We start from the raw sequence: 23,931 nt of genomic DNA on the forward strand, positions 1-23,931 counted from the left end.
TAGTTCGTTGCTTACCTTCTTCACTGTACTGAACTAGCCGGGCGGCAAGTAAGTGGGAGAAGCGAAAATGGGGATGTCGCAGACGAAAGCGACCCCAGCGGGGGAAATAACCGAACCGGCGGAAACCGCTGGGAAGCAGCCGGCCAGCGTCCGCATGGTGCTGTTCGCGCTGATGATCGCGATGCTGCTCGCGATGCTGGACAACATGATCGTGGGCACGGCCATGCCCACGATCGTCGGCGAACTGGGCGGGCTCAGCCACCTGTCCTGGGTGGTGACCGCGTACACGCTCGCGACCGCCGCCTCGACCCCGATCTGGGGCAAGCTGGGCGACCTCTACGGCCGTAAGGGCGTCTTCCTGGCGTCCATAGTGATCTTCCTGATCGGCTCCGCGCTGTCCGGCATGGCCCAGGACATGGGCCAGTTGATCGGCTTCCGCGCCGTCCAGGGCCTGGGCGCGGGCGGTCTGATGGTCGGCGTCATGGCCATCATCGGTGACCTGGTCCCGCCGCGCGAGCGCGGCAAGTACCAGGGCATGATGGCCGGCGTCATGGCCGTCGCCATGATCGGCGGGCCGCTGGTCGGCGGCACCATCACCGACCACCTCGGCTGGCGCTGGAGCTTCTACATCAACCTGCCGCTGGGCGCGATCGCCCTGGTCATGGTGACCGCGGTGCTCCACCTGCCCAAGAAGCGGACGCAGGCGCGCATCGACTACGTGGGCGCCGTCCTGCTCACCGTCGGCATCACCTCGCTGGTGCTCATCACCACCTGGGGCGGCACCGAGTACGACTGGCTGTCGGGCCAGATCATCGGGCTCGGCGCGGTCGGCGTCGTCGCCCTGCTGGCCTTCGTCCTCACCGAGACCAAGGTCCGCGAGCCCGTGCTGCCGCTGCACATCTTCCGCAACGGCAACTTCAGCCTCGTCACGGTCATCGGCTTCCTGGTCGGCTTCGTGATGTTCGGGTCGATGACCTTCCTGCCGCTGTTCCAGCAGACCGTGCAGGGCGCCTCGGCGACCAACTCCGGGCTGCTGCTCCTGCCGATGCTGCTCGCGATGATGGCCGTCTCGCTGGTCGCGGGCCGGGTCACCACCAGCACCGGCAAGTACAAGATCTTCGTGGTGGGCGGCGGCGCGCTGATCACCGCCGGGCTCGCGCTGCTGTCCCTGATGGACACCGGCACCACCCGCTTCACCTCGGGTCTGTACATGGCGGTGCTCGGTGCCGGCATGGGCTTCCTGATGCAGACCACGATGCTGATCGCGCAGAACAGCGTCGAGATGAAGGACATGGGCGTCGGCTCCTCGTCCGCCACCCTCTTCCGTACGATCGGCGGCTCCTTCGGTGTCGCGATCTTCGGAGCGATCTTCAACAACCGGGTGCAGGACGTGATGGCCGAGCGGCTCGGCGCCGCGGGCGCGAAGGCGACCGCGGGCGGTGCCCAGATGGACCCGAAGGCCCTGGAGAAGCTGCCGGGCGCGGTCAAGGACGCGTACCTGCACGCGGTCTCCGGCGGCACCCACCAGGTCTTCCTGTGGGGCGCGCTGATCAGCGTCATCGGTTTCGCCGCGGCCTGGTTCCTCAAGGAGGTGCCGCTGCGCGGCGGCCCCGCCGAGCCGGCCGAGGGCCGGTAGAGCGGCGGCGACGCCGTGAAGGGCCGGGCTCCGGTGGCGGAAGCCGTCTGATCCGGTACGGAATCACCTGGCCAGCGGCCCCCGGCGTACGCGCCGGGGGCCGCTGCCGTACGGGCCGGGCGGCCGCCGCCGGGCCGTTGTCAGTGGTGCGTGTCAGCATCGGAAGACGAACGGCGACGGGGCGGCGGCCTGCGGGACGGCGCGCACGGCCGGCGTGGTGAACGACGGAGGCGCATCATGATCAAGGGACTTGCCATCACCACCGTCTGGGTCCTCGACCAGGACCGGGCGAAGGAGTTCTACACGGACCGGCTCGGGCTCGAAGTCCGTACGGACATGCGGATGGGCGGCGAGGGCGGGATGCGCTGGCTGACCGTCGGCGCCAAGGACCAGCCGGAGGTCGAGCTGACCCTGATGGTCCCCGGCCCGCCCGGCCTGGACCCGGAGGCCGGCGAGCTGCTCAAGCAACTGGTGAGCAAGGGGCTGATGGGCGCCGGGGTGCTGGCCACGGACGACGTCATGGCCGATTACACGGCGCTGAAGGCCAAGGGCGTGGAGTTCCTCCAGGAGCCGCAGGAGCGCCCGTACGGCATCGAGGCGATATTCCGCGACGACTCCGGCAACTGGTTCTCGCTGACCCAGAAGAACGAACAGCTCGACCTGGGCAAGGACTGGGGCGACTGCGTGGAGGGGTGAGCCGCGCGCTGGCGCCGTACGGGAGGGGCAGGCGCCGTACGGGAGGGAGAGGCGGCACCGGCCGCCGCCCGGCCCGGCCAGGCCCTCGCCCCGTCACCGGTCCGGGAGCTGGATGACCGGGAAGCTGCCCGTGTTGGTCGGCGCGTTCTCCGGCAGCCACAGCACGGACACCGCTCCGGTCGACCCGTCCGTCAGCTCGTCCGCGTTGCGGAAGGTCAGCCGGGCGCCCAGCACCCGGGCCTGGCCCGCCGCGATGGTCAGGCCGAGCCCGTGGCCGCGCCCGGCCCGGTCGCTGCTGCCGGTGCGGAAGCGGCTCGGGCCCTCGCGCAGCAGCGCCTCGGGAAAGCCCGGACCGTGGTCGCGGACGCGCACGACCCGCCCCTCGACGGTCACCTCGATCGGCGGCCTGCCGTGCCGGGCGGCGTTCGCGATGAGATTGCCCAGGATGCGTTCCAGGCGCCGCGGGTCGGTGGAGACCTCGGCGTCCCGCAGGATCTCGATCTTGATGTCGGAGTTCAGGGCCCGCACCCGCCGGGTGACGAATTCGCCGAGCGCCACGTCCTGGAGTTCGGCCCGCTCCGCGTAGCCGTCCAGCCGGGCCACCTCCAGCACGTCCTCCACGAGGGTGCGCATCGCCTGCGCCCGGTCCCGTACCAGCTCCGAGGGGCGGCCCGGCGGCAGCAGCTCGGCCGCGGTGAGCAGCCCGGTGACCGGGGTGCGCAGCTCGTGGGCGATGTCGGCGGTCACCCGGCGCTCCGCCTCGATGCGCTTTTGGAGCGCGTCGGACATCGCGTCCACCGCCCAGGCCAGGTCGTCCGTCTCGTCCCGGATGCGGCCGCCGACCTCGTCGCGGATGCGTACGGAGGTGTCGCCGTCGGCCAGCTTGCCGGCCGCCGCCGCGGCCTTGCGCAGCCGCTGGGACAGCCGTCCGCCGATCAGCACGCCGAGCGCGCAGCCGCCGACCACGACCGCCGTCGAGCCGATCAGCAGCGCCTGGTCGAGGTCGTCGAGGACGGCGAACCGGTCGGGGAAGTAGCCCTGGATGGACAGCACCCGGCCGCCCGCGACCGGCGCCGCGGCCCACACCTTGGGCGTGGTCTGGCCGGTGTCCTCCAGGTATGTCGCCCGCTTCCCCTTGGTGACCTCGTCCCGGAGTTCCTTCGGCAGCGCGGCGTCGTCCAGCTTGGCGCCGAAGCGGAGCTGGTGCGTGGATTCGTAGATCTTCTGCGTGAAGTTGAGGCGTTCGGTCTGCACGTCGCGGCTGTTGTCCAGCATCGAACCGCGGGCCGCGTTGTGCACGACGAGGCTCAGCGCGATCGCGACCAGCGCTCCGACGAGCGCGATCGCGGCGCTGAGCTTCCACCTCAGCCCGGTACGCAGGGCGAGCCTGACCACCGCAGGAGTCAGCCTCTCAGCTTGTAACCGAAGCCGCGGACCGTCTCGATCCGGTCCTGGCCGATCTTGCCGCGAAGCCGCTGGACGTGGACGTCCACGACCCGGGTGTCACCGCCCCAGCCGTAGTCCCAGACCCGCTCCAGCAGCCGGTCGCGGGAGAGGACCGTGCCGGGCGAGTTCGAGAACTCCAGCAGCAGGCGCATCTCGGTGGGCGTCAGCGCGACCGGCTGACCGCCTTTGCGCACCTCCATGCCCTCCGTGTCGACCTCCAGGTCACCGAAGCGCAGCACGGCCTCGGCGGGCCCGGCGGCGTCCGGGGCGGCGGCGCCCGAGCCGTCCGGCCCCGAGGCGTGCCCGAAGCGGCGCAGCACCGCGCGGATGCGGGCGACCAGCACGGCGCCGTCGAACGGTTTGGTGACGTAGTCGTCGGCACCGGCCTCCAGGCCCAGCACCACGTCGATGGAGTCGGCCCGCGCCGACAGCATGATCACCGGGACGGTCGACTCGTCCCGGATGCGCCGGCACAGGCTGACGCCGTCCAGGCCCGGCACCATCACGTCCAGCAGGGCGATGTCGGGCCGGTCGGCGCGGAACGCCTCAAGCCCCGCCAGGCCGTCGGGCATGGCGGTGACCACGAAGCCGTCCCGCTCCAGGGCGAGCTGCGTCGCCTCGCGGATGACGTCGTCGTCCTCGACGAAGAGCACATGGGTATCGGCCATGCGGCGTTCTCAATCCTCCGGTGCTGGTTGCGGGAACGCGGATTCCGTGTTCCCGGTCTTGCTGTAGTCGGTGTGGTACCGGGCGTACTCGACGAAGCGGCTACCCGTCCAGCGGTAGGTCATCACATCCTCGCCGGAAGCGCAGCACACCTTGTCGCCGGTGTTGTAGGTCTGCTTGGAGACCTCAAGTTCACCCTTGTTGACGCCGGCGTAGACCGAAGGCTGTTCGTCGGCGAAGACATTCTCGTACGCGCCGCCTTGCTTGCGGTAGACGTACGAGCCGATGCCGACGGAGTCCGCGCAGGTCATCACGTTCACCACGACATCGGGCGCCTTGCCGTGGGTGAGCGGGGCGTAGGTGACCTCGACCGGGTACTCCTCCGCCGCGCACGGCTTGCCGAGCGACTTCTTGACGTCGGCGCCGACCTTCGGATCGCGCTTCATCAGCCCCACCGCGTCAACCTTCTGGTACGAGGCCGACGCCGAGGGGGACGGGGACGACGCGTGGGCCGACCTGTTCGTGGGCGCCGGGGCGCTGCTGGCCGTGCCCTCGGTCCGTACGCCCTCGCCGCCGGGGTTGCAGCCCGCCAGCAACAGCGACAGGGCGGCCACCGATGCGATGGCCGCTCCGCCGCTCGTCCGGATGGTCCGGGCCCGCCGGGACCGGAACCGGCCCCTGGGTGCGCGGCGCCCCCGCTCGGGCGCCGGGCGCTCCGGTCCCGGCCTGCCCGGCCGGGACCGCCGGGCGGTGGCCCGCCCGAGGCCGGCCCGCCATCCGGCGACCGGCCCGATTCCCCTCCGTACGAATCGGGTGGGTCCCGCCCCGGGCACGGCGCCGCCGGCCGGCGGGGGCCCGGCCGGCGTGCTCTGGGCCGACCTGCTTCCGGCCGGCCTGTTCCTGGTCAAACCGCTCCCGCTCACAGTCCCTCTGGCTGAGCCGCCGGTACCGCAGCCGGTCAGGCCGCGCACCGCTCCCGCTCCTGCTCGCCGCGCTCCAGCATCCGCGCGTCGATGTCGCGATTCTCCAGCTCCTGGCGCAGCCGGGCCAGGGCCCGGTGCAGCGTGCTCTTGACCGTACCGGTGGACATGCCCAGCGCCGCCGCGGTCTCCTCGGTGCTCATCTGCTCCCAGTGTCGCAGCACGACCACGCTGCGCTGCTTGGGCGCGAGCACCCCGAGGATGTCCATCAGCAGCGCACGGTCGGCGCGCTGCTCGGTGCCGTCGTCGACGCTGGCGTCCGGGAGCTGCTCGGTGGGCACCTCCTCCAGCTTGCGGGCGCGCCACCACTCCGTACGGGTGTTGATCATGACGCGGCGGAGGTAGGCGTCGGCGAGCGACTTGTCGGCGATGCCGTCCCAGCGCCCGTACGTGCGGACCAGGGCCGTCTGGAGCAGGTCCTGGGCGTCGACCGGGTCGGGTACCAGGCGCCGGGCGCTGCGCAGCAGGGCCTCCTGCCGCGTCCGCACGTACTCTTCGAAGTCCAGTACCTTGCCGCCGCTGGTCGCCATCCCGACGCCTCCGATCCGCTTGCGCTTCCCCACGTTGACCGCGCTGGTGGTCATCTCCAGCACGAGGAAGACGCTACGGAGGGGGTGTTGCGGCGTAATGTGCGTGGGCCCCACAGGGAGTGCACGGAAAACCGTCGGTTGTGTAACAGCCCGCCGGGGGTCATACCTCCGGCCGACCGGGGCCCGGAACGGGTCATCCTCCCGGGGGACAGCGGGGGCGGCCGCAAGAGCTAGGACCGCCGTCGTCCGACGCGACGCGGCCCGCGGCGCCGCTCCGTTGTCACCGTACGGTCATCACGGTCCACGTCATGGCCCGTGTCACGGTCCGCGTCGTTGTCACCGTACGGTCATCACGGCCCTCGTCACGGTCCGCGTCGCGGGTCCGACGTCAGGACGTGCTCCGGCCGAGCGGCAGGCGGTACATGCCGCCGGACAGCGGCTCCACCAGGCCGTCCGCGACGAGACCGTCGAGCGCCCGCGCGCGCTGCACCGGCTCGTCCCACACCGTGTCCAGCACGGCCTGCGGCACGGGCCCGACGGCCTCCCGCAGGACGGCGAGGAGCTTGCCGCGCACCTGGCGGTCCGTACCGGCGTACGTCTGGCCGCGGCGCGGCGGCCCGTCATGCGCGGGCGACCCCGCCAGCCGCCAGGCGCACTGCGCGGAGATCGGGCAGCGCACACACTCCGGGCCGCGGGCGGTGCACACCAGCGCGCCCAGCTCCATCGTGGCGGCAGCCCACTTGGCGGCGGTCTCCTCGTCCTGCGGCAGCAGCGCGCGGGCCAGCTTGCGCTCGGCGGCGGTCGTGGCGTTCGGCGGGTACTGCTGTCCGGTGACGGCGCGCGCGAACACCCGGCGGACGTTGGTGTCCAGTACGGCATGCCGCTGCCCGTAGGCGAAGGACGCCACGGCCGCCGCCGTGTACTCACCGACGCCCGGCAGCGCCAGGAGCTGGGCGTGCTCGCGCGGTACGTCCCCGCCGTGACGTTCCTGTATGGCGGAGGCGGCGGCGTGCAGGCGCAGCGCGCGGCGCGGATAGCCGAGGCGGCCCCAGGCGCGCACCGCCTCACCGGGCGGCTCGGCGGCCAGGTCGGCGGGGCGCGGCCAGCGCGCCAGCCACTGTTCGTACACGGGCAGCACTCTGCTGACCGGCGTCTGCTGCAGCATGAACTCGCTCACCATCACGCCCCAGGCGCCCGCCTCGGGGCGGCGCCAGGGCAGATCGCGGGCGTGCTCGTCGAACCAGTCGGTGACGGGGCCGTGCAGCCGGGCCCCTTCGGCGGCTTCGTTGACGGCGGTGACAGCGGCGGCGCCGGTGGCGGCAGGAGTGGAAGTCATGGCACTGCCGATCCTGGCACGACGGCGCTCCGCCGTGAAACGCACCGGGCGCGCGCCACGACGCGCCCACCCGCTCGCGGGAACGCCTGTCCAAGACCCCGGCCCGCCCGGGCACCCGTCGGAACGCCCGAGTCCCCGGCCGAAAAGCCCCGGCCCGTCCGCGCCCCCGGCCGGAACGTCCCGGCCCGAGCACTCCGGCCGGAACGCCCGCTGTCCCCCCCCGGGCCGGTGGCCGGCCCCCGAGACGGAGCGACGAGGATGTCCCCATGCCCCCAGTGGCCCCATGCCCCCATGCCCCCCATGCCCCCAGGACGGGGACACCCACAAAACCGGCGGGAGAACCGCGATGACCACCGCAAGCGACTGCCCGGGCACGATCCGCCGGGCCCTGGCCGCGCACACGACGCTGACCCTCGCGTACACCGACGACGAGGGACCGCAGGCGTGCGCCGTGCTCTACGCCACCGCGCACGGGCCGGCGCCCTCGCTCGTCCTCGTCACCGCCGAGTCGACCCGGCACGGCCGGGCCTTCGCGCGGGCCGCCGACGCCGGTACCGGCGCGCGCGTCGCCTTCACGGCCCAGCGCGACGGCCAGGAGTGGACCGCGCTGACCGGGGTGCAAGGCCGGGGCCGCTGCCATCGGCTGGCGGGCGCGGACCGCGCGGCCGGGTGGCGTACGTATCTGGAGCGCTTCCCGTTCGTCGCGGCCGACGGCCGGCTCACCGCGGCCCTGGAACGCACCGCACTCTGGGAAGTCCGTCCGGACTGGCTGCGGTTGATCGACAACGGCCGCGGCTTCGGGCACAAGGAGGAATGGCACGCGCTGTAAGGGGTTCGGACCGCGGCGCTTTCACGGATACGGGGCGCCGCCACGGTTACGGCGCGCCGCCACGGACACGGCGCCACCACGGGCACGTGCCCGCCGGGGCACCCCGAGGGGCGCCCCTGTCTTCAAGGACCGGCTACGCCCGTACCAGCATCTTCCAGCGCCCCGTGCCCACGCGTACGACCAGGGAGGTCAGCGGCCGGGCGAGCAGCGACACGCACAGCGTGGCGGTCAGGGTGCCCAGCGCCAGGCCGGCCACCACGTCGTGCGGGTAGTGCGCACCGACGAACACCCGCGAGAAGCCGGTCAGCAGGGCGATCGGCAGCACCAGCCAGGCCGCCGCGCGCCAGGCGAACACGATGCCGACGGCCAGGGCCGCCGCGATCGTGGAGTGGTTGCTCGGGAAGGACCAGTCGCCCGGCGGCGGGCACTGGACTATGGAGGTGGCGGCGCCCGCCACGGCCCGGCAGGGCCGCTCCTCGTCCACGAAGCTCTTGACGATCTCACTTACGAGGTACGCGATCGCCGTGGCGATCGGCACCAGGATCGCGAGCGCGACCAGCCGCTGCTCCCCCTTCCGGGACCGCCACCAGGCCAGTACGGCCAGGGCCATGAGCAGCAGGATGCCGCCTTCGGTGCCGGCTGCGGCCAGCGAGTGGACCCAGCCGGGAGTGTCGTGCGCGAAGTCGGTGACGTCGCGATAGAGATCGGTGCTGTACATGAACGCATACGGTACGGACTGTTACGGGAAAGCCGCACCTGACCATCGTCGAGGGGTACTGCTGACGGAAGCGGGCCGGTCGGCGGGGCCGCGGGCCCGGGCAGCGGGCCACTGTGGGTCACCACGTGACTGCGGCACCGGCACCGCCGGGGCCCCGTTCCGGGAAGATGATGTGAAAAGTTGCGGCGTCGCGCGGCGGGTACTGGCCGGTGTGACACCTGATCTCTCGTAGAGTTTCCGCGTGGGATCTCTGCGCAATCCGATCGGGCCGCTTCCCTCCTCCATCTATTGGCGGCGGAGGGCCGTTGCGCTGGCCGTCCTCGTCGTGCTCGTCCTGTTGGTGGTGTGGGCCCTCAACTGGACCGGCAACGACGGGAAGACCGGCGACGAGGGCAAGGGCCCGGGCGGGCCGGGGCCCGCGACGTCCATCACGCCCGGCCCGAACGCCACGGATTCCGGGATCGACCAAAAACCCGGCGGCCGCGACGAGTCGGGCAGTGGCGGCGGCTCCGGCGGCGCGGGCGGCAGCGGCGCCGGGGGCGGCACCGGCGGTGCGGGCGGCAGCGGTGGCGCCCCCGGCACCGGCGACGGTGCGCCCATAGGCGAGGGCGGCGGGACCGTACCGGCCGGCACGGCGCTCGCGAACTGCGCTCCAGGCACCACCGAGTTGAAGCTGCGCAGCCTCAAGGAGACGTACGAGCCGGGTGAGCGGCCCACGTTCGAGGTCACGATCGAGAACTCGGCCGACAGCGCCTGCAAGGTGGACCTGGGGCGCGGCTACGCCGCCCTCACCATCACCGGCCCCGCCGACGACGAGCGGGTGTGGTCCTCCGGCGACTGCCCGGCCGGCAGCGGCGGCACCGCACCCGTACAGGTGCCGGCGGGCGGTTCGGTCAAGCGGACCGTGGAATGGGACCGCAAGCCCAGCACCTCGGAGTGCGCGACACCGGCCGCCGAGGCCGTCGGGCCCGGTACGTACCAGGTCGAGGCCAAGGTGGGCGGGCTGGACGCGGTCCGCGCCTCCTTCGAGCTGGCCAAGGGCTGACCCACCGCCAAGCGGCCCGCTCGGCAACGGAGTCCGGTTCCGTGACGGTGGCGATTGCGCTGTGAGCGTGCAGCCGTTCCGCGGCCGCTCATGATCGGGCACAGTCGGCTCCATGAAACTACTCATGCTGGGCGGAACGGAGTTCGTGGGGCGCGCGGTCACCGAGGCCGCGCTGGCCCGCGGCTGGCAGGTCACGGTCTTCCACCGAGGGCGGCACGCCCCGGTGCCGGGAACGGCCGTCGTGCACGGCGACCGCACCGACGCGGCCGGTCTCGCCGCGCTCGCCGACGGCACCTGGGACGTCGTCGTGGACACCTGGGCCTGGGCGCCGACCGCGGTGCGCGACACCGCCCGGATGCTGGCCGGCCGGGCCGGACGGTACGTGTACGTGTCCACCGGGTCGGTGTACGCACACCCGGCCGGGCCCGGGCACACCGAGGGCGCCCCGCTGGTGGACGGCTCCCCGGACGCGGACGCGGTGGCGTACGCGCAGGACAAGCGCGGCGGGGAACTGGCCGCGCTCGCGGCCTTCGGCGACGACCGGACGGTGCTGGCCCGCGCCGGACTGATCCTCGGCCCCTGGGAGAACATCGGCCGGCTCCCCTGGTGGCTGACCCGCATCGCCCGCGGCGGACCGGTGCTCGCGCCGGGCCCGCGGGACCTGGGCCTTCAGTACATCGACGCCCGTGACCTGGCCGCGTGGATCCTGCACGCCGCGGAGGCCGGGCTGTCCGGCCCGTACAACCTCATCAGCGAGCCGGGGCACGCCACGATGGGCGAGCTGCTCCAGGCCTGTGTGGAGGTCACCGGATCCGATGCCGAGCTGCGCTGGGCCGGGCCGGAAGAGATCCTCGCAGCCGGCCTGGCCCCCTGGACGGAGCTGCCCATCTGGCTGCCGCCGGGCGAGCTGTACGACGCCATCCACCGCGGCGACGTGACCAAGGCACACGGGGCGGGCCTGCGCTGCCGGCCGGTCGCGGAGACGGTGGCCGACACCTGGGCGTGGCTGCGGGGACTGGACGGTCCGCCCCCGCTGCGGGCCCGGCAGCCGGTCGGGCTGGCGCCGGAGAGGGAAGAAGCGTTCCTGCGGGCGTGAGGTGAGGCCGGGCGGCGGGTGACCGCCGGACGCACCACCAAGGTGCGTCGCCCGGCCCCGGCCCCCGTCCAGCCGCGTGCGGGCGTACGGACGCCCGCACGCGGTCCGCCGCTTCGAGCCCTACACGTACCGTTCGAGGATCGACGACTCCGCCAGCCGGGACAGGCCCTCGCGCACGGACCGGGCGCGGGCCTCGCCGACCCCGTCCACCGCCTGGAGGTCGTCCACGCTCGCCGCGAGCAGCTTCTGCAGCCCGCCGAAGTGGTCCACCAGCCGGTCGATGACCGCGCCCGGCAGCCGCGGCACCTTCGCCAGCAGCCGGAAGCCGCGCGGCGAGACCGCCGAGTCCAGCGTCTCGGGCGAGCCGCTGTAGCCCAGCGCACGCGCCACGATGGGCAGTTCCAGCAGCTCCGCGTGGCTGAGCGCGTCCAGCTCGGACAGCGCCTCCGGCACCGTACGGGAACGCTTGGCGGTCGGCTCGGGCACGTAGTCGCGGGCGACCAGCTCGCGCTCCGGCTCGACGCCCGCGATCAGCTCGTCCAACTGGAGGGAGAGCAGCCGGCCGTCCGTGCCCAGCTCGACCACGTACTCGGCGATCTCGGTCGCGATGCGGCGCACCATCTCCAGCCGCTGGGCCACCGCGGTGACGTCCCGGACCGTGACCAGGTCCTCGATCTCCAGCGCGGACAGCGTGCCGGCGACCTCGTCCAGGCGGAGCTTGTAGCGCTCCAGCGTCGCCAGCGCCTGGTTGGCCCGGGACAGGATCGCCGCCGACTCCTCCAGGACGCGGCGCTCACCGTCCACGTACAGCGCGATCAGACGCATCGACTGGCTGACCGAGACGACCGGGAAACCGGCCTGTATCGAGACGCGCTGCGCGGTGCGGTGGCGGGTGCCGGTCTCCTCGGTGGGGATGGAGGCGTCCGGGACGAGCTGCACACCGGCCCGCATGATCTTGGTGATGTCCTTGTCCAGGACCAGCGCGCCGTCCAGCTTGCACAGCTCGCGCAGCCGGGTCGCCGAGAACTCCACGTCCAGCACGAAGCCACCGGTGCACATCGACTCGACGGTCTTGTCGAACCCGAGGACGATCAGACCGCCCGTGTTGCCGCGCAGAATGCGCTCCAGGCCGTCGCGCAGCGCCGTACCGGGCGCCACGGCGCTCAGCGAGGCCCGCATCAGACCTTCCGTACCGCCGTCGCCCGACCTCCGGGCGGGCGGCCCCCAACCGGACCTGCCACCCGACGACGATGCCCGGTCGTTGGCTGCCACTGCACTCCTCCGTCGCAAGGTCTGTCGGTGCCGCAGGCCGCCCGGCAGATGCCTTGGTCACGCAGCTCACGGGCTGCGCGGGCCGACGGCATGACTTCATTGACAGGCGAGACCGGGGCAAAGTCTACCGGCGCCCAGGCTAGGGGCTGTCTGCAAAGTCATGGCGGCCGCCCGCGAGGCGGGCGGTTTGCCGCGCGCCCGCGCCTGTCCACGGGTGCTCGGACGCCGCGCGCCTCGCCGGAGACCGGCGCTATTCGGCCGCCGCCTTCTCGCGCGGCGGCTCCCGGCGCGGCCGCTTGGGCAGAACCCGCAGCGCCTCGCCGACATCGGCCACCTCCAGCACCCGCATCCCCGCCGGGATCTTGCCCGGGTCGGCCGGGACCAGGGCGTGGGTGAAACCGAGCCGGGCCGCCTCGGCCAGCCGGCGCTGTACGCCCGTCACCCGCCTGACCTCGCCCGCCAGGCCCACCTCGCCGATCGCGACCAGGTTCTTCGGCAGCGGGGTGTCACTGGCCGCGCTGGCCAGCGCGAGCGCCACGGCGAGGTCGGCGGCCGGCTCGGTCAGCTTCACACCGCCGACCGTGGCGCTGTAGATGTCGCGCTTGCCGAGGGCCGCGATGCGCCCGCGCTGCTCCAGGACGGCCAGCATCATCGAGACGCGGGAGGTCTCCAGGCCGGACGTGGTGCGGCGGGGGGAGGGGATCTGCGTGTCCACCGTCAGCGCCTGCACCTCGGCGACCAGCGGGCGGCGGCCCTCCAGGGTGACCGTCAGGCACGTACCGGGCACCGGCTCGTCGCGGCGGGTCAGGAAGAGGCCGGACGGGTCGGCGAGGCCGGTGATCCCCTCGTCGTGCAGCTCGAAGCAGCCGACCTCGTCGGTGGTGCCGTAGCGGTTCTTCACGCCGCGCACCAGGCGCAGCCGGGCGTGCCGGTCGCCTTCGAAGTTCAGTACGACGTCGACGAGGTGCTCCAGGAGGCGGGGGCCCGCGATGGCGCCGTCCTTGGTGACGTGGCCCACCAGCAGGGTGGCCATGCCGCGCTCCTTGGACGCCCGGATCAGGGCGCCCGCGACCTCGCGGACCTGGGCCATGCCGCCGGGCGCGCCGTCGATCTCGGGCGAGGCCACGGTCTGGACGGAGTCCACGATCAGCAGCGACGGCTTGACCGTGTCCAGATGGCCCAGGACGGCGGACAGGTCGGTCTCGGCGGCGAGATAGAGGTGGTCGTCGATGGCGCCGATGCGGTCGGCGCGCAGCCGCACCTGGCTCGCGGACTCCTCACCCGTCACATACAGCGTGCGGTGGTCGGTGCTCGCCGCCTTGGCGGCCACGTCCAGCAGCAGGGTGGACTTGCCGACGCCGGGCTCACCGGCGAGCAGCACCACGGCGCCCGGCACCAGGCCGCCGCCCAGCACACGGTCCAGCTCGGCGACGCCGGTCGAGCGGGCGGTCGCCCGGCGGACGTCGACCTGGCCGATGGGCAGCGCGGCCGTGGTGACGCGGCCCGGCGCGGTCGTACGGACGGCGGGCGCGCCGCCGAACTCCTCGACCGTGCCCCACGCCTGGCACTCCGGGCAGCGGCCGAGCCACTTCGCGGTGGTCCAGCCGCATTCGGTGCAGCGGTACGAGGGCCGCTCCTTGGCCGAGGATCTACGAGTTGCCATGGTGCTCACCGTAGTCGCGGGGTGTGACAACGCTCGGCGGTGGGCGGGGGAGGTGCGGCGCGGTGGGCGGGAGAGGCACGGCGTGGTGGGCGGAAGGGACGCGGCCGGGTGGCCGCCGGGGGGGCCGTGAGCGGCGGGTGCGCGGGCGTGGCGTGGCACCGTTCGTGGCCTGTGCGCGGGGTGTGAAGGCCCGTACCGCTCGTGAAACCCGGCTCTCGTGTCCTCTTTTGAGGGAGAACGTCACCCGTATGGATTAAAAGTGTCCGTGCGGCGCGATTGTGCCTGCACCATCCGCCTACCGTCGCCGGGTGATGAGCAGCAGGTCCGATCACCCCATGCACGCCACCGGCGCACACCGGGCGCACGACGGTGCTCAGCGCCACCACCGGCCGTGGTTTCCCGAGCGGTACGAGCCCCACCTCGACGGGCTGTTCACCTACTGCCTGTCCGTCCTGTGCGAGCACGACGCGGCGACCGCCGTCCTGGGCGAGGTGCTCGCCGTCGCCGAACGGCACCACGGCCGCCGGCCGCCCGACCCCGGCCTGTACCGGTCCTGGCTGTACGCGCTGGCCCGGTGGGCCTGCCTGCGCCGGCTGACCGACCGCGCGCAGGACGGCGGCCCGGACCGCGAGCCCGCCGGGGCCCCCCGCGCGGGCGCCCCGGCCGGCACGGGCACGACGTACGGCACCGGAGCATCGTCCGGCCTGGGCACCGCGCCCGGCGGCGGGCCGTCCGGCGAGTCCGCCGACGCGGCCCGGCAGCGCCGCGAACTGGCGGCCCTGGCCTGGCCCGAAGCCGCCGGGACGACCCCCGAGCAGCGCGAGGCGCTGGAGCTGTCGGTACGCCACCGCCTGTCCCCCGAGGAGGTCGCGGCCGTCCTCGGCGGCGACACCGACGCCACCCGCGCCCTCCTGGCCGCCGCCGCCTGCGAGGTCGAGCGCACCCGGGCCGCGCTCGCCGTCGTCGAGTTCGGCCGCTGCCCGGACGTCGCGCAGCTCGCCGCCGACACCCAGATGCTGCTCGGCGTGGCCCTGCGCCGGGAGCTGGTCCGGCATGTGGACGACTGCGCGGAGTGCCGCCGTACGGCCGAGCGGGCCACCGCCCACGGGCCCTGGCCGGGCACCGCGCCCCTCGACCACGACGCGCTGCCGTGGGCCACCGCCCCGCGCGCGGCCGTGCACACAGCCATGACGGCGGCGCTGGGTTCGCGTTCGGGGCGTGCCGAAGGGGTGGCGGGCGCGGGCGCGCCGGTACGCTCCGGGCGCGCGGGGCGCACGAGTGGCGTAAACGGTTCTCCACGCTACGACCGGCGCGGATTCCCCGTCCGCCCCAAGGACCCGGCGGCCCGCAGACGCCGGCTGCGGACCCGGGCCGTGACCACCACCGTGATCGCCACCGTCCTGGCCGCGCCGGTGCTCGCCCTGTGGGCCGCCTACCGGGGCGCGCCCCTGACCGGCGAGAGCGAGAGCCCGGCGGTGACGGCCGGCGAGCCGGGCTCCGCCCCGTTCGACGGCCATCCGTACGAGAACGCGGGCAGCGCGCGCACCCCCGCCGCGTCACACCCCTTGTCGGCGAGCGGCTGGTCCGACGTCCCCGACGTCTCGGTGCAGGTCGTCGGCGCGGACGGCACCCTGCTGCGGCCCGGCGAACCGGACCGCTCCGGCACCGGCCCCGGGCGGCTGACCGTCACCGCCGCACCGCGGGGCGGCGGCACGGCCGTCACCCTCACTGCCTCCGGCGCCGCGCCGGTCCGCTGGTCGGCACGGGCGGGCGCGCCGTGGCTCCGGCTGAGCGCCACGGCAGGCGTGCTGTGGCCGGGGGAGTCCACCACGGTCACGGTCTCCGTCGACCACGGCCGGGAGCCGGACGGCTACTGGAACGCGCGGGTCACCCTGGCCCCCGGGGGCACGACGGTGACGCTGGAAGGGTGGGGCCAGGGGAGCGGCGGCCCCTGGCCGGGGCACCCGAGGCCGACGCCATCCGGCCCGCGGCCCGGTCCGACGACGCCGAAGCCGACGCGGGAGCCGGCCGGCGAGCCCCCGGCGTCCCCCACACCGACCCCCACGCCCGCCCCGCAGGAACCGACGACGGAGCCGTCCCCGTCCCCCAGCCCGTCCGGACCGCCCGGCTGACCGCCCGCTTGACCGCCCGCCCCGCCCGCCCGCTTGACCGGGCGTCCCGACCGCCCGCGCTCACGGGCCGCCCCACCCGACCCGCAGACCGGACCACCGGACCCACCGGCCGACCCACCAGATCCACCGGCCACCCCACCGGGCCCGCAGATCCGGCTACCGTCCCGCCTGCCCCCGCGCGCCACCTCCGTACGTCCCCCTGCCCCGGACTCCGGCCTCTGCCCTTAGCCTCTGTCCCCGACTCCAGCCCCTGCCCCGGCCCCTAGCCTCTGCCCCGGACTCCAGCCTCTGCCCCGCCAGGAGCCCCGTCCCCGGCAGGGCCCCGCCAGATGCCGCTACCCCGAGCCACCTGGTCGCAGCCACGTCGGACCCGCCGATCGCGACCACGTCGGACCCGCCGATGGCGACCACGTCGGCCCATCCGGGAGCGGCCACTTCGGGTCCGCCGGGCCGGGCTACTTCGGGTCCGCCGGGTGCGGTGCCATCGGGAGCGTCGCCGCCATCCGCTCCTGGCAGAGTTCCACGAGGCGGTCGTAGCCCTCCTTGCCCATCAGTTCGGTGAGTTCGGGCCCGTAGGACACATAGACCGGCTCGCCCGCGCCGTGTGCGGACGTCGCCGACGTGCACCACCAGTGCAGGTCGTGGCCGCCGGGGCCCCAGCCGCGGCGGTCGTACTCGCCGATGGTGACCTGGAGGACGCGGGTGTCGTCGGGGCGGTCGATCCAGTCGTACGTGCGGCGGACCGGGAGCTGCCAGCAGACGTCCGGCTTGGTCTCCAGGGGCTCGCGGCCCTCGCGCAGCGCGAGGATGTGCAGCGAGCAGCCGGCGCCGGCCGGGAAGCCGGGGCGGTTCTGGAAGATGCACGAGCCCTTCCAGCGCCGGGTCTGACGGTCGCCGTCCTCGTCCTCCTGGGTCCAGCCCGTGGACGTACCGACGTCGTGGAACTGCCACAGGTCCGGTGTGAGGCGTGCCACGTGTTCCGCGACCCGCTGCTCGTCCTCCTCGTCGGAGAAGTGCGCCCCGAGCGTGCAGCAGCCGTCGTCCGCGCGCCCCGCCTCGATGCCCTTGCAGCCGCTGCCGAAGATGCACGTCCAGCGGGAGGTGAGCCAGGTCAGGTCGCAGCGGAAGACCTGCTCGTCGTCGGCCGGGTCGGGGAAGGTGACCCAGGCGCGGGCGAAGTCCAGACCGCCGACCTCGTCGGCCCGAGCCCCTTGCGCCTCCTGCGCCGCACGCGCAGCACGCTGCTTTTCCGCCTTCTTCAGGGCTTTTTCCTGCTTCGCCTTGTTCGTCTTAGCCACCACTCCAGCCTAAGGCGGCCACCGCCCCGCGAGACGCCCCCGTGGTCGGGGGCTCGCCGTCGGTTCCCGGCCGCCCGCAGTAGGTTCGACGGTATGAGACTCGGAGTCCTCGATGTGGGGTCGAACACGGTCCATCTGCTGGTGATGGACGCGCACCCGGGCGCGCGTCCACTGCCCGCCTACTCGCACAAGGCGGAGCTGCGGCTGGCCGAACTCCTCGACGAGGACGGCGCGATCGGCGACGCGGGGGTGGAGCGGCTCGTGGCGACGGTGCGGACCGCGGTCGAGGTGGCGGAGGACAAGGGCGTCGAGGACGTCCTGCCGTTCGCCACCTCCGCGGTGCGTGAGGCGTCCAACGGGGAGGACGTGCTGCGCCGGGTCGCCCTGGAGACCGGCGTCGGGCTGCGGGTGCTGTCCGGCGAGGACGAGGCCCGGCTGACGTTCCTCGCGGCCCGCCGCTGGTTCGGCTGGTCGGCGGGGCGGCTGCTGGTGCTGGACATCGGCGGCGGCTCGCTGGAGATCGCGTACGGGCTGGACGAGGAGCCGGACGCCGCGGTGTCGCTGCCGTTGGGCGCGGGCCGGCTCACCGCGGCCGACCTGCCGGGCGACCCGCCGGAGGCGGAGGACATACGGGCGCTGCGCAAGCGCGTACGGGCCGAAATCGCCCGGGTGGTGAGCGATTTCACGCGCTTCGGCACGCCCGACCACGTCGTCGGCACGTCCAAGACCCTCAAGCAACTGGCCCGTATCGCCGGCGCCGCCCGGGCCGCCGACGGCCTCTACGCCCAGCGTGAGCTGGACCGCAAGGCGCTGGCGGAGTGGGTGCCGCGGCTGGCGGGGATGACCGGGGCGCAGCGCGCCGCACTGCCCGGCGTCTCCGAGGGCCGCTCGCGCCAGTTGCTCGCCGGGGCGCTGGTGGCGGAGGCCGGGATGGACCTGTTCGGCGTGCGCACGCTGGAGATCTGCCCGTGGGCGCTGCGCGAGGGCGTGATCCTGCGCCACCTCGACCACCTGCCCGCGAGGTAGGGGCGCGGCCGACACCCGTCGGCGGCGGCCCGTACCCTGTCCCTCGTGACGGAGCCAGTGGTGCGCATCCCGGATGCGAAGGTCGCCCTGTCCACGGCCTCGGTGTATCCGGAGTCGACGGCGACGGCCTTCGAGATCGCCGCGCGCCTGGGCTACGACGGCGTCGAGGTCATGGTGTGGACCGACCCGGTCAGCCAGGACATCGAGGCGCTGCGCCGGCTCTCCGACTACCACGGGGTGCCGATCCTGGCCGTGCACGCGCCGTGCCTGCTGATCACGCAGCGGGTGTGGTCCACGGACCCCTGGGTGAAGCTGCAGCGCGCTCGCAACGCCGCGGAGAAGCTCGGCGCCTCGACGGTGGTCGTCCATCCGCCCTTCCGGTGGCAGCGCAACTACGCCCGCGAGTTCGTACGCGGAGTGTGGCGGATGGAGAGCGAGACGGACGTACGGTTCGCCGTCGAGAACATGTACCCGTGGCGCTACCGGGACCGCGAGATGCTGGCGTACGCGCCGGACTGGGACCCGACCAAGGACGACTACCGGCACTTCACCGTCGACCTCTCGCACACCGCCACCTCGCGCAGCGACGCCCTGCACATGGTCGACCGGATGGGCGAGCGCCTGGCGCACATCCACCTCGCCGACGGCAACGGCTCCAACAAGGACGAGCACCTGGTGCCGGGCCGCGGCTCGCAGCCCTGCGCCGAACTGCTGGAGCGGCTCGCCGCCACCGGCTTCGACGGGCACATCGTCGTCGAGGTCAACACCCGGCGCGCTCTGTCCGCGGCCGAGCGGGAGGCGGACCTCGCGGAGGCGCTGGCCTTCACCCGGCTGCACCTGGCGTCGCCGACCTGGGTGCCCGGTTCGTGATGATGTGACGCGCGGTGCGCGGGCGCCGGGGGTACGGCCCGTGCCCCCGGCGCCCGCGCACCGCGCCGGACCGCGGGCGCGCCGGCGGCCCTGTCCGCACAGCGGTCGCGCGTCTCACATGCCGGATTCCCTGTCCAGATCTTGGAGCCGGGGCGTAGGCTCGACGGACTCCGTACGCACCAGACATCGCGCACGGAGTCAGACGCACCCGAGGAGTGGATCCACGTGCCCGAGCTGAGGTCCCGCACCGTCACCCATGGCCGCAACATGGCCGGCGCCCGCGCGCTCATGCAGGCGTCGGGCGTAGCGCGCGAGGACTTCGGCAAGCCCGTCATCGCCGTGGCCAACAGCTTCACCGAGTTCGTACCGGGCCACACCCACCTCCAGCCGGTCGGCCGGATCGTCAGTGAGGCGATCAAGGAGGCCGGCGGCATCGCCCGCGAGTTCAACACCATCGCGGTGGACGACGGCATCGCCATGGGCCACGGCGGGATGCTCTACTCCCTGCCGTCCCGCGACCTGATCGCCGACTCCGTCGAGTACATGGCCGAGGCGCACTGCGCGGACGCGCTGATCTGCATCTCCAACTGCGACAAGATCACCCCGGGGATGCTGATGGCCGCGATGCGGCTGAACATCCCCGCCGTCTTCGTCTCCGGCGGCCCCATGGAGGCCGGCCGCGCCACCCTCGTCGACGGCACGGTCCGCAAGCTGGACCTGGTCAACGCGATCTCCGACGCGGTCGACGAGAGCGTCTCGGACGAGGACATCCTCCGTATCGAGGACAACGCCTGCCCGACCTGCGGCTCCTGTTCCGGCATGTTCACCGCCAACTCGATGAACTGCCTGACCGAGGCCATCGGCCTGTCGCTGCCCGGCAACGGCACGGTGCTGGCCACCCACACCGCCCGCCGCGCGCTGTACGAGAACGCCGGCCGTACGGTCGTGGAGATCACCAAGCGGTACTACGACCAGGACGACGCGACCGTGCTGCCGCGCAGCATCGGCTCCCGCGCCGCCTTCGAGAACGCCATGGCCCTGGACATCGCCATGGGCGGCTCGACCAACACGATCCTGCACCTGCTCGCCGCCGCCCAGGAGGCCGGTCTCGGCTTCGACCTGGACGACATCAACGCCGTCTCGCGCCGGGTGCCCTGCCTGGCCAAGGTCGCCCCGAACGTCGCCCCCGGCGGCACGTACTACATGGAGGACGTGCACCGGGCGGGTGGCATCCCCGCCATCCTGGGTGAGCTGTACCGGGCGGGGCTGCTCAACGAGGACGTGCACACCGTGCACAGCTCCTCGATGGCGGACTGGCTCGACAAATGGGACATCCGTGGCGGAGCCACGTCCTTGAGGGACGGCGGCCGGGCGGCGGACGGGCGGGACGTGCGCGGGGGCTCACTGTCCCCCGAGGCCGTCGAGCTGTGGCACGCGGCCCCCGGCTGCAAGCGCTCCGCCACCGCCTTCTCCCAGTCCGAGCGCTGGGACAGCCTCGACGTGGACGCCGCGGGCGGCTGCATCCGCGACTTCGCCCACGCCTACTCCGCCGACGGCGGCCTGGCGGTCCTCAAGGGCAACCTCGCCGAGGACGGCTGCGTGGTGAAGACCGCGGGCGTCGACGAGTCGATCTGGACGTTCGAGGGCCCGGCCGTGGTCTGCGAGTCGCAGGAGGAGGCCGTCGAGAAGATCCTCGGCAAGCAGATCAAGGAGGGCGACGTCGTCGTCATCCGCTACGAGGGCCCCAAGGGCGGCCCCGGTATGCAGGAGATGCTCTACCCGACGTCCTTCCTCAAGGGCCGCGGCCTGGGCAAGGCGTGCGCGCTGGTCACCGACGGCCGCTTCTCCGGCGGCACGTCCGGCCTGTCCATCGGGCACGCCTCGCCCGAGGCGGCCTCCGGCGGCACCATCGCCCTCGTCGAGGACGGCGACCGCATCCGCATCGACATCCCCGGCCGCACCATCGAACTCCTGGTGCCGGAAGTCGAACTGACGGCCCGCAGGGAGGCGCTGGGCGGTGTGTACGCGCCGAAGAAGCGCGAACGCAAGGTCTCGCAGGCCCTGCGCGCCTACGCGGCGATGGCCACCAGTGCCGACAAGGGCGCGGTGCGCGACGTGACCAAGCTGGGCTGAGCCGGCCCGCCGGAGCCCGGGCTGCGCGAACCCGCCCCGAGCCCCGCGCCCCCGGCTTCCGGCCTTCGGCTTGTGGCTCCCGGTCCTCGGCGTGTGGCCTCCGGTCCTCGGCCCCCAACTCCCGGCCCTCGGCTTGTGGCCTCCGGCCCTCGGCCCCCCAACTCCCGGCTTCTCGTACCCCGCCCGCTCTCACCAGCGGGCGGGGTTCTCCGCGTCCGCGGCGAACACCGAGCCGTCCGGCGCCGCCGCGTAGATCCGGCCGCGCCCCGGGTCCGGCAGCGGCGCGGGCAGCTTCTCCAGGTAGCCGCTGCGGCCGGTGGCCAGCCGGGGCGGCGTCTGGCCGAGCAGCGCGCCGCGCCGGGTTCCCACGGCCAGCAGCCGGCCGTCGGCCCCGGTGAAGAACAGCCGCTCGCCCTTGGGGTCGAGCACCGGCACCGACCCCCGGCTCACCGAGGTCTCCACGCTCCACCGCCGCTCGCCGACCGCCTGGAGCGTGCCGCCGGCGGCCAGCACATAGGCCGTCTCGCCGCGCACCACGGCTGCCGCGTCGTCGACCGGCGCGCCCAGCGGCAGCCGCCGTACACGGTGCGTCGCGGGGTCGTAGCGGACGACGGCCGACGTACGGGTGACGAGCAGCGGGTCGGCGGCGGTCAGGTAGACGGAGCCGGAGCCGCCCGTACCGGCCAGGGTGAGCGACCCGGGCAGCCGCCGTTCCCAGCGCGGCGTGCCGTGCTCCGGGTCGATCGCGGTGACCACGGTGGAGGTCCCGTCGGCCGAGACGGTGGCCGCGTACGCGGTACGGCCGTCCCCGTACGCGGTGAACTGGCCCAGTGGCTGCGCCGGGTACCGCCGGTGCCAGCGCTCCCGGTGCGTGGCGCTGTCCAGGGCGGTGACCATCCCGTCCGCCGCGGTCAGCAGAATCGTCTCGCCGACGAACCGCACTTCGGCGTCGTACCCGGTCAGGTCCTTGCTCCAGCGCGTGGCGCCCCGCGCGCCGGCCGACGGGTCGAGCGCCTCCAGCCGCTTGCCGTCGGGAGACCGTACGTAGACCAGCCCGCCGGAGAACACCGGCGCGCCCGGCGGCATGTCGCCCTTGCGGACCGGCTCGCTCGCCCGCCGCCACGTCACCGTGCCGCGCTCCGCGTCCAGCCGCGCGGCCTTCAGCCCCCGCTCGACACAGAACAGGGCGGAAGCGCCGTACGCGCAGAACGGCATCTCGGCCGCGTGACCGGCGGGCCGCTGGATCACCTGGGTGTGCCACGGGCGGAAGGCCGCCGCGGTGCCGTCGGCGGTGTGTGTCTGCAGCGCCGGGGCGTCCTCGGCGCCCAGGACCCGTACGCCGGCGAAGACGCCCGCACCGGCGAGCACGGCGGCCACGGCGGACCAGACCGCCCAGCGGCGGCGGCGCGGGGCGGGAGCCACCGGGGGAGCGGCGGCAGCCGCCTCCGGCGGCTCCCACGAAACCGCCGTCCCCCGCGCTCTTCCCGCCCCCTGAACTTCCGCTTGCGGTTCCGCTTTCGCTTTCGCTTCCGGTTCCGCTTCCGGTGGTGCGGCAGCGTCCGTTTCCGGCCGCCGGGCCCGTACATGCGTATCCCCGGCCCCGATCGGCGCGGCGGAGGCGGCGGGCGCGGAGACGACGCGCGCGGGCTGCTGCCGCTGCGCCGGCACGCGTGCCTCCTCCGGAGCCGGGCCGCCCGGGAGCACATCGCCGTAGCCCTCCACCAACCCCTCGGTGTGCAGCATCCGCATCAGCACATCCGGCGTCGGCCGGTCGGACGGCCGCTTCGCCAGACACGTACGGATCAGCGGTGCCAGCTCCTCCGGAACGCCCGTCAGGTCCGCCTCGTCGTGCACCACTTGGTAAGCGACGATGTACGGGCTCTCCGAGTCGAACGGCCCCCGCCCGGTCGCCGCGTGCACCAGCACCGACCCCAGCGCGAACACGTCCGCCGCCGGCCCCACCTCGCGCGGCCGCTGGAACTGCTCGGGCGCCATGAACGGCGGCGTGCCGATCAGCTTGCCGGTCTCGGTCCGCATCTCGCTGTCCGCGGGGCGCGAGATGCCGAAGTCGATGACCTTGGGGCCGTCGGCGGCGAGCAGCACGTTGCCGGGCTTCAGATCGCGGTGCACCACACCGGCCCGGTGGATGTCGCGCAGCGCCTCGGCGAGCCCGGCGGCCAGCCTGCGGACCTCGTGCGGAGCCAGCGGCCCGTTGCGTTTCACATGGTCGCCGAGGGTCGGCCCGGGAATGTAGAGGGTGGCCATCCAGGGCCGGTGGGCATCCGGATCGGCGTCCACGACCGGCGCGGTGAACGCGCCGCTCACCCGCCGCGCCGCCGCCACCTCCTGCCGGAACCGGCCCCGGAACTCCGGGTCCTGGGCGAACTCGGCGTGTACGACCTTCACGGCCAGCCGCAGCCCCGACGACGACCGGGCCAGGTGCACCACGCCCATCCCGCCGGAGCCCAGGCGCGCGTCCAGGCGGTACCGGCCCGCGTACAGCGGACGTTCCGCTTCCGGGTCCGCCCCGGAACCGCGCAGCGGCGGCATCTCCCCACC

The 23,931-nt window shown here is 73.8% G+C and carries 19 protein-coding genes; 9 read left to right on the forward strand and 10 right to left on the reverse strand.

The window, feature by feature from the left end; translation table 11 throughout:
• The first annotated feature begins 73 nt into the window (after positions 1 to 73).
• Both ACH4EB_RS30725 and ACH4EB_RS30730 read left to right on the forward strand, forming a co-directional pair.
• On the forward strand, positions 74 to 1,636 hold the full coding sequence (locus ACH4EB_RS30725; protein ID WP_398351282.1) for an MDR family MFS transporter: 1,563 nt from the start codon (positions 74 to 76) through the stop codon (positions 1,634 to 1,636).
• A 237-nt stretch (positions 1,637 to 1,873) separates the two neighbouring features.
• A complete protein-coding gene (locus ACH4EB_RS30730) occupies positions 1,874 to 2,332 on the forward strand; it encodes a VOC family protein (protein WP_398351284.1) in 459 nt (152 codons plus the stop codon).
• A gap of 93 nt (positions 2,333 to 2,425) precedes the next feature.
• Here the strand turns inward: ACH4EB_RS30730 and cseC are convergent, their stop codons facing one another.
• The 5 genes from cseC to ACH4EB_RS30755 all read right to left on the reverse strand — a co-directional run bounded on the left by cseC (position 2,426) and on the right by ACH4EB_RS30755 (position 7,290).
• Positions 2,426 to 3,727 (reverse strand): two-component system sensor histidine kinase CseC, encoded by a 1,302-nt coding sequence (cseC, locus tag ACH4EB_RS30735; RefSeq protein ID WP_398351285.1) that lies wholly within the window; start codon positions 3,725 to 3,727, stop codon positions 2,426 to 2,428.
• A gap of 8 nt (positions 3,728 to 3,735) precedes the next feature.
• Positions 3,736 to 4,446 (reverse strand): two-component system response regulator CseB, encoded by a 711-nt coding sequence (gene cseB, locus ACH4EB_RS30740; RefSeq protein WP_398351287.1) that lies wholly within the window; start codon positions 4,444 to 4,446, stop codon positions 3,736 to 3,738.
• Between the two features lie 9 nt (positions 4,447 to 4,455).
• Positions 4,456 to 5,058: a hypothetical protein gene (locus tag ACH4EB_RS30745; RefSeq protein ID WP_398351288.1), complete on the reverse strand. Its 603-nt coding sequence runs from the start codon at positions 5,056 to 5,058 to the stop codon at positions 4,456 to 4,458.
• A gap of 344 nt (positions 5,059 to 5,402) precedes the next feature.
• Positions 5,403 to 5,954, reverse strand: a complete 552-nt coding sequence (locus ACH4EB_RS30750) for a SigE family RNA polymerase sigma factor (RefSeq protein WP_030023568.1) — start codon at positions 5,952 to 5,954, stop codon at positions 5,403 to 5,405.
• A gap of 388 nt (positions 5,955 to 6,342) precedes the next feature.
• Positions 6,343 to 7,290 (reverse strand): A/G-specific adenine glycosylase, encoded by a 948-nt coding sequence (locus ACH4EB_RS30755; RefSeq protein ID WP_398351290.1) that lies wholly within the window; start codon positions 7,288 to 7,290, stop codon positions 6,343 to 6,345.
• Between the two features lie 346 nt (positions 7,291 to 7,636).
• Here ACH4EB_RS30755 and ACH4EB_RS30760 point away from each other — a divergent pair, with 346 nt between their 5' ends.
• On the forward strand, positions 7,637 to 8,119 hold the full coding sequence (locus ACH4EB_RS30760) for a pyridoxamine 5'-phosphate oxidase (protein ID WP_398351292.1): 483 nt from the start codon (positions 7,637 to 7,639) through the stop codon (positions 8,117 to 8,119).
• Between the two features lie 133 nt (positions 8,120 to 8,252).
• Here ACH4EB_RS30760 and ACH4EB_RS30765 read toward each other — a convergent pair whose 3' ends face one another.
• Entirely contained in the window at positions 8,253 to 8,837 is a 585-nt protein-coding gene (locus ACH4EB_RS30765) for a phosphatase PAP2 family protein (protein WP_398351294.1), read from the reverse strand.
• 241 nt (positions 8,838 to 9,078) lie between these two features.
• On the opposite strand from ACH4EB_RS30765, the gene ACH4EB_RS30770 reads away from it, so the two are divergent.
• Positions 9,079 to 9,882 carry a hypothetical protein gene (locus ACH4EB_RS30770; protein ID WP_398351295.1) on the forward strand — a complete coding sequence of 268 codons (804 nt, stop codon included), beginning with the start codon at positions 9,079 to 9,081 and terminating at the stop codon, positions 9,880 to 9,882.
• Positions 9,883 to 9,994: 112 nt separating this feature from the next.
• Positions 9,995 to 10,978: an NAD-dependent epimerase/dehydratase family protein gene (locus tag ACH4EB_RS30775; RefSeq protein WP_398351296.1), complete on the forward strand. Its 984-nt coding sequence runs from the start codon at positions 9,995 to 9,997 to the stop codon at positions 10,976 to 10,978.
• A gap of 120 nt (positions 10,979 to 11,098) precedes the next feature.
• Here ACH4EB_RS30775 and disA read toward each other — a convergent pair whose 3' ends face one another.
• Together disA and radA are read right to left on the reverse strand one after the other, a co-directional pair.
• Entirely contained in the window at positions 11,099 to 12,250 is a 1,152-nt protein-coding gene (gene disA, locus ACH4EB_RS30780) for a DNA integrity scanning diadenylate cyclase DisA (protein ID WP_398351298.1), read from the reverse strand.
• 250 nt (positions 12,251 to 12,500) lie between these two features.
• A complete protein-coding gene (gene radA / locus ACH4EB_RS30785; RefSeq protein WP_398351300.1) occupies positions 12,501 to 13,913 on the reverse strand; it encodes a DNA repair protein RadA in 1,413 nt (470 codons plus the stop codon).
• 311 nt (positions 13,914 to 14,224) lie between these two features.
• Here radA and ACH4EB_RS30790 point away from each other — a divergent pair, with 311 nt between their 5' ends.
• Entirely contained in the window at positions 14,225 to 16,045 is a 1,821-nt protein-coding gene (locus ACH4EB_RS30790; RefSeq protein ID WP_398351301.1) for a sigma-70 family RNA polymerase sigma factor, read from the forward strand.
• Positions 16,046 to 16,500: 455 nt separating this feature from the next.
• On the opposite strand, the gene ACH4EB_RS30795 is transcribed toward ACH4EB_RS30790, so the two are convergent.
• Entirely contained in the window at positions 16,501 to 17,343 is an 843-nt protein-coding gene (locus ACH4EB_RS30795) for a hypothetical protein (protein WP_398351302.1), read from the reverse strand.
• Between the two features lie 93 nt (positions 17,344 to 17,436).
• On the opposite strand from ACH4EB_RS30795, the gene ACH4EB_RS30800 reads away from it, so the two are divergent.
• The 3 genes from ACH4EB_RS30800 to ilvD all read left to right on the forward strand — a co-directional run bounded on the left by ACH4EB_RS30800 (position 17,437) and on the right by ilvD (position 21,372).
• A complete protein-coding gene (locus tag ACH4EB_RS30800) occupies positions 17,437 to 18,369 on the forward strand; it encodes a Ppx/GppA family phosphatase (protein ID WP_398351303.1) in 933 nt (310 codons plus the stop codon).
• A gap of 57 nt (positions 18,370 to 18,426) precedes the next feature.
• Positions 18,427 to 19,239 (forward strand): sugar phosphate isomerase/epimerase, encoded by an 813-nt coding sequence (locus tag ACH4EB_RS30805; protein ID WP_360136801.1) that lies wholly within the window; start codon positions 18,427 to 18,429, stop codon positions 19,237 to 19,239.
• A 225-nt stretch (positions 19,240 to 19,464) separates the two neighbouring features.
• A complete protein-coding gene (ilvD, locus tag ACH4EB_RS30810) occupies positions 19,465 to 21,372 on the forward strand; it encodes a dihydroxy-acid dehydratase (protein ID WP_398351304.1) in 1,908 nt (635 codons plus the stop codon).
• 189 nt (positions 21,373 to 21,561) lie between these two features.
• Here the strand turns inward: ilvD and ACH4EB_RS30815 are convergent, their stop codons facing one another.
• Positions 21,562 to 23,922, reverse strand: coding sequence for a PQQ-binding-like beta-propeller repeat protein (locus ACH4EB_RS30815; RefSeq protein WP_398351306.1), 2,361 nt, complete (start codon positions 23,920 to 23,922; stop codon positions 21,562 to 21,564).
• Between the last annotated feature and the right edge of the window lie 9 nt (positions 23,923 to 23,931).

Source organism: Streptomyces sp. NPDC018045 (genome assembly GCF_044327445.1).
Classification (GTDB): domain Bacteria; phylum Actinomycetota; class Actinomycetes; order Streptomycetales; family Streptomycetaceae; genus Streptomyces.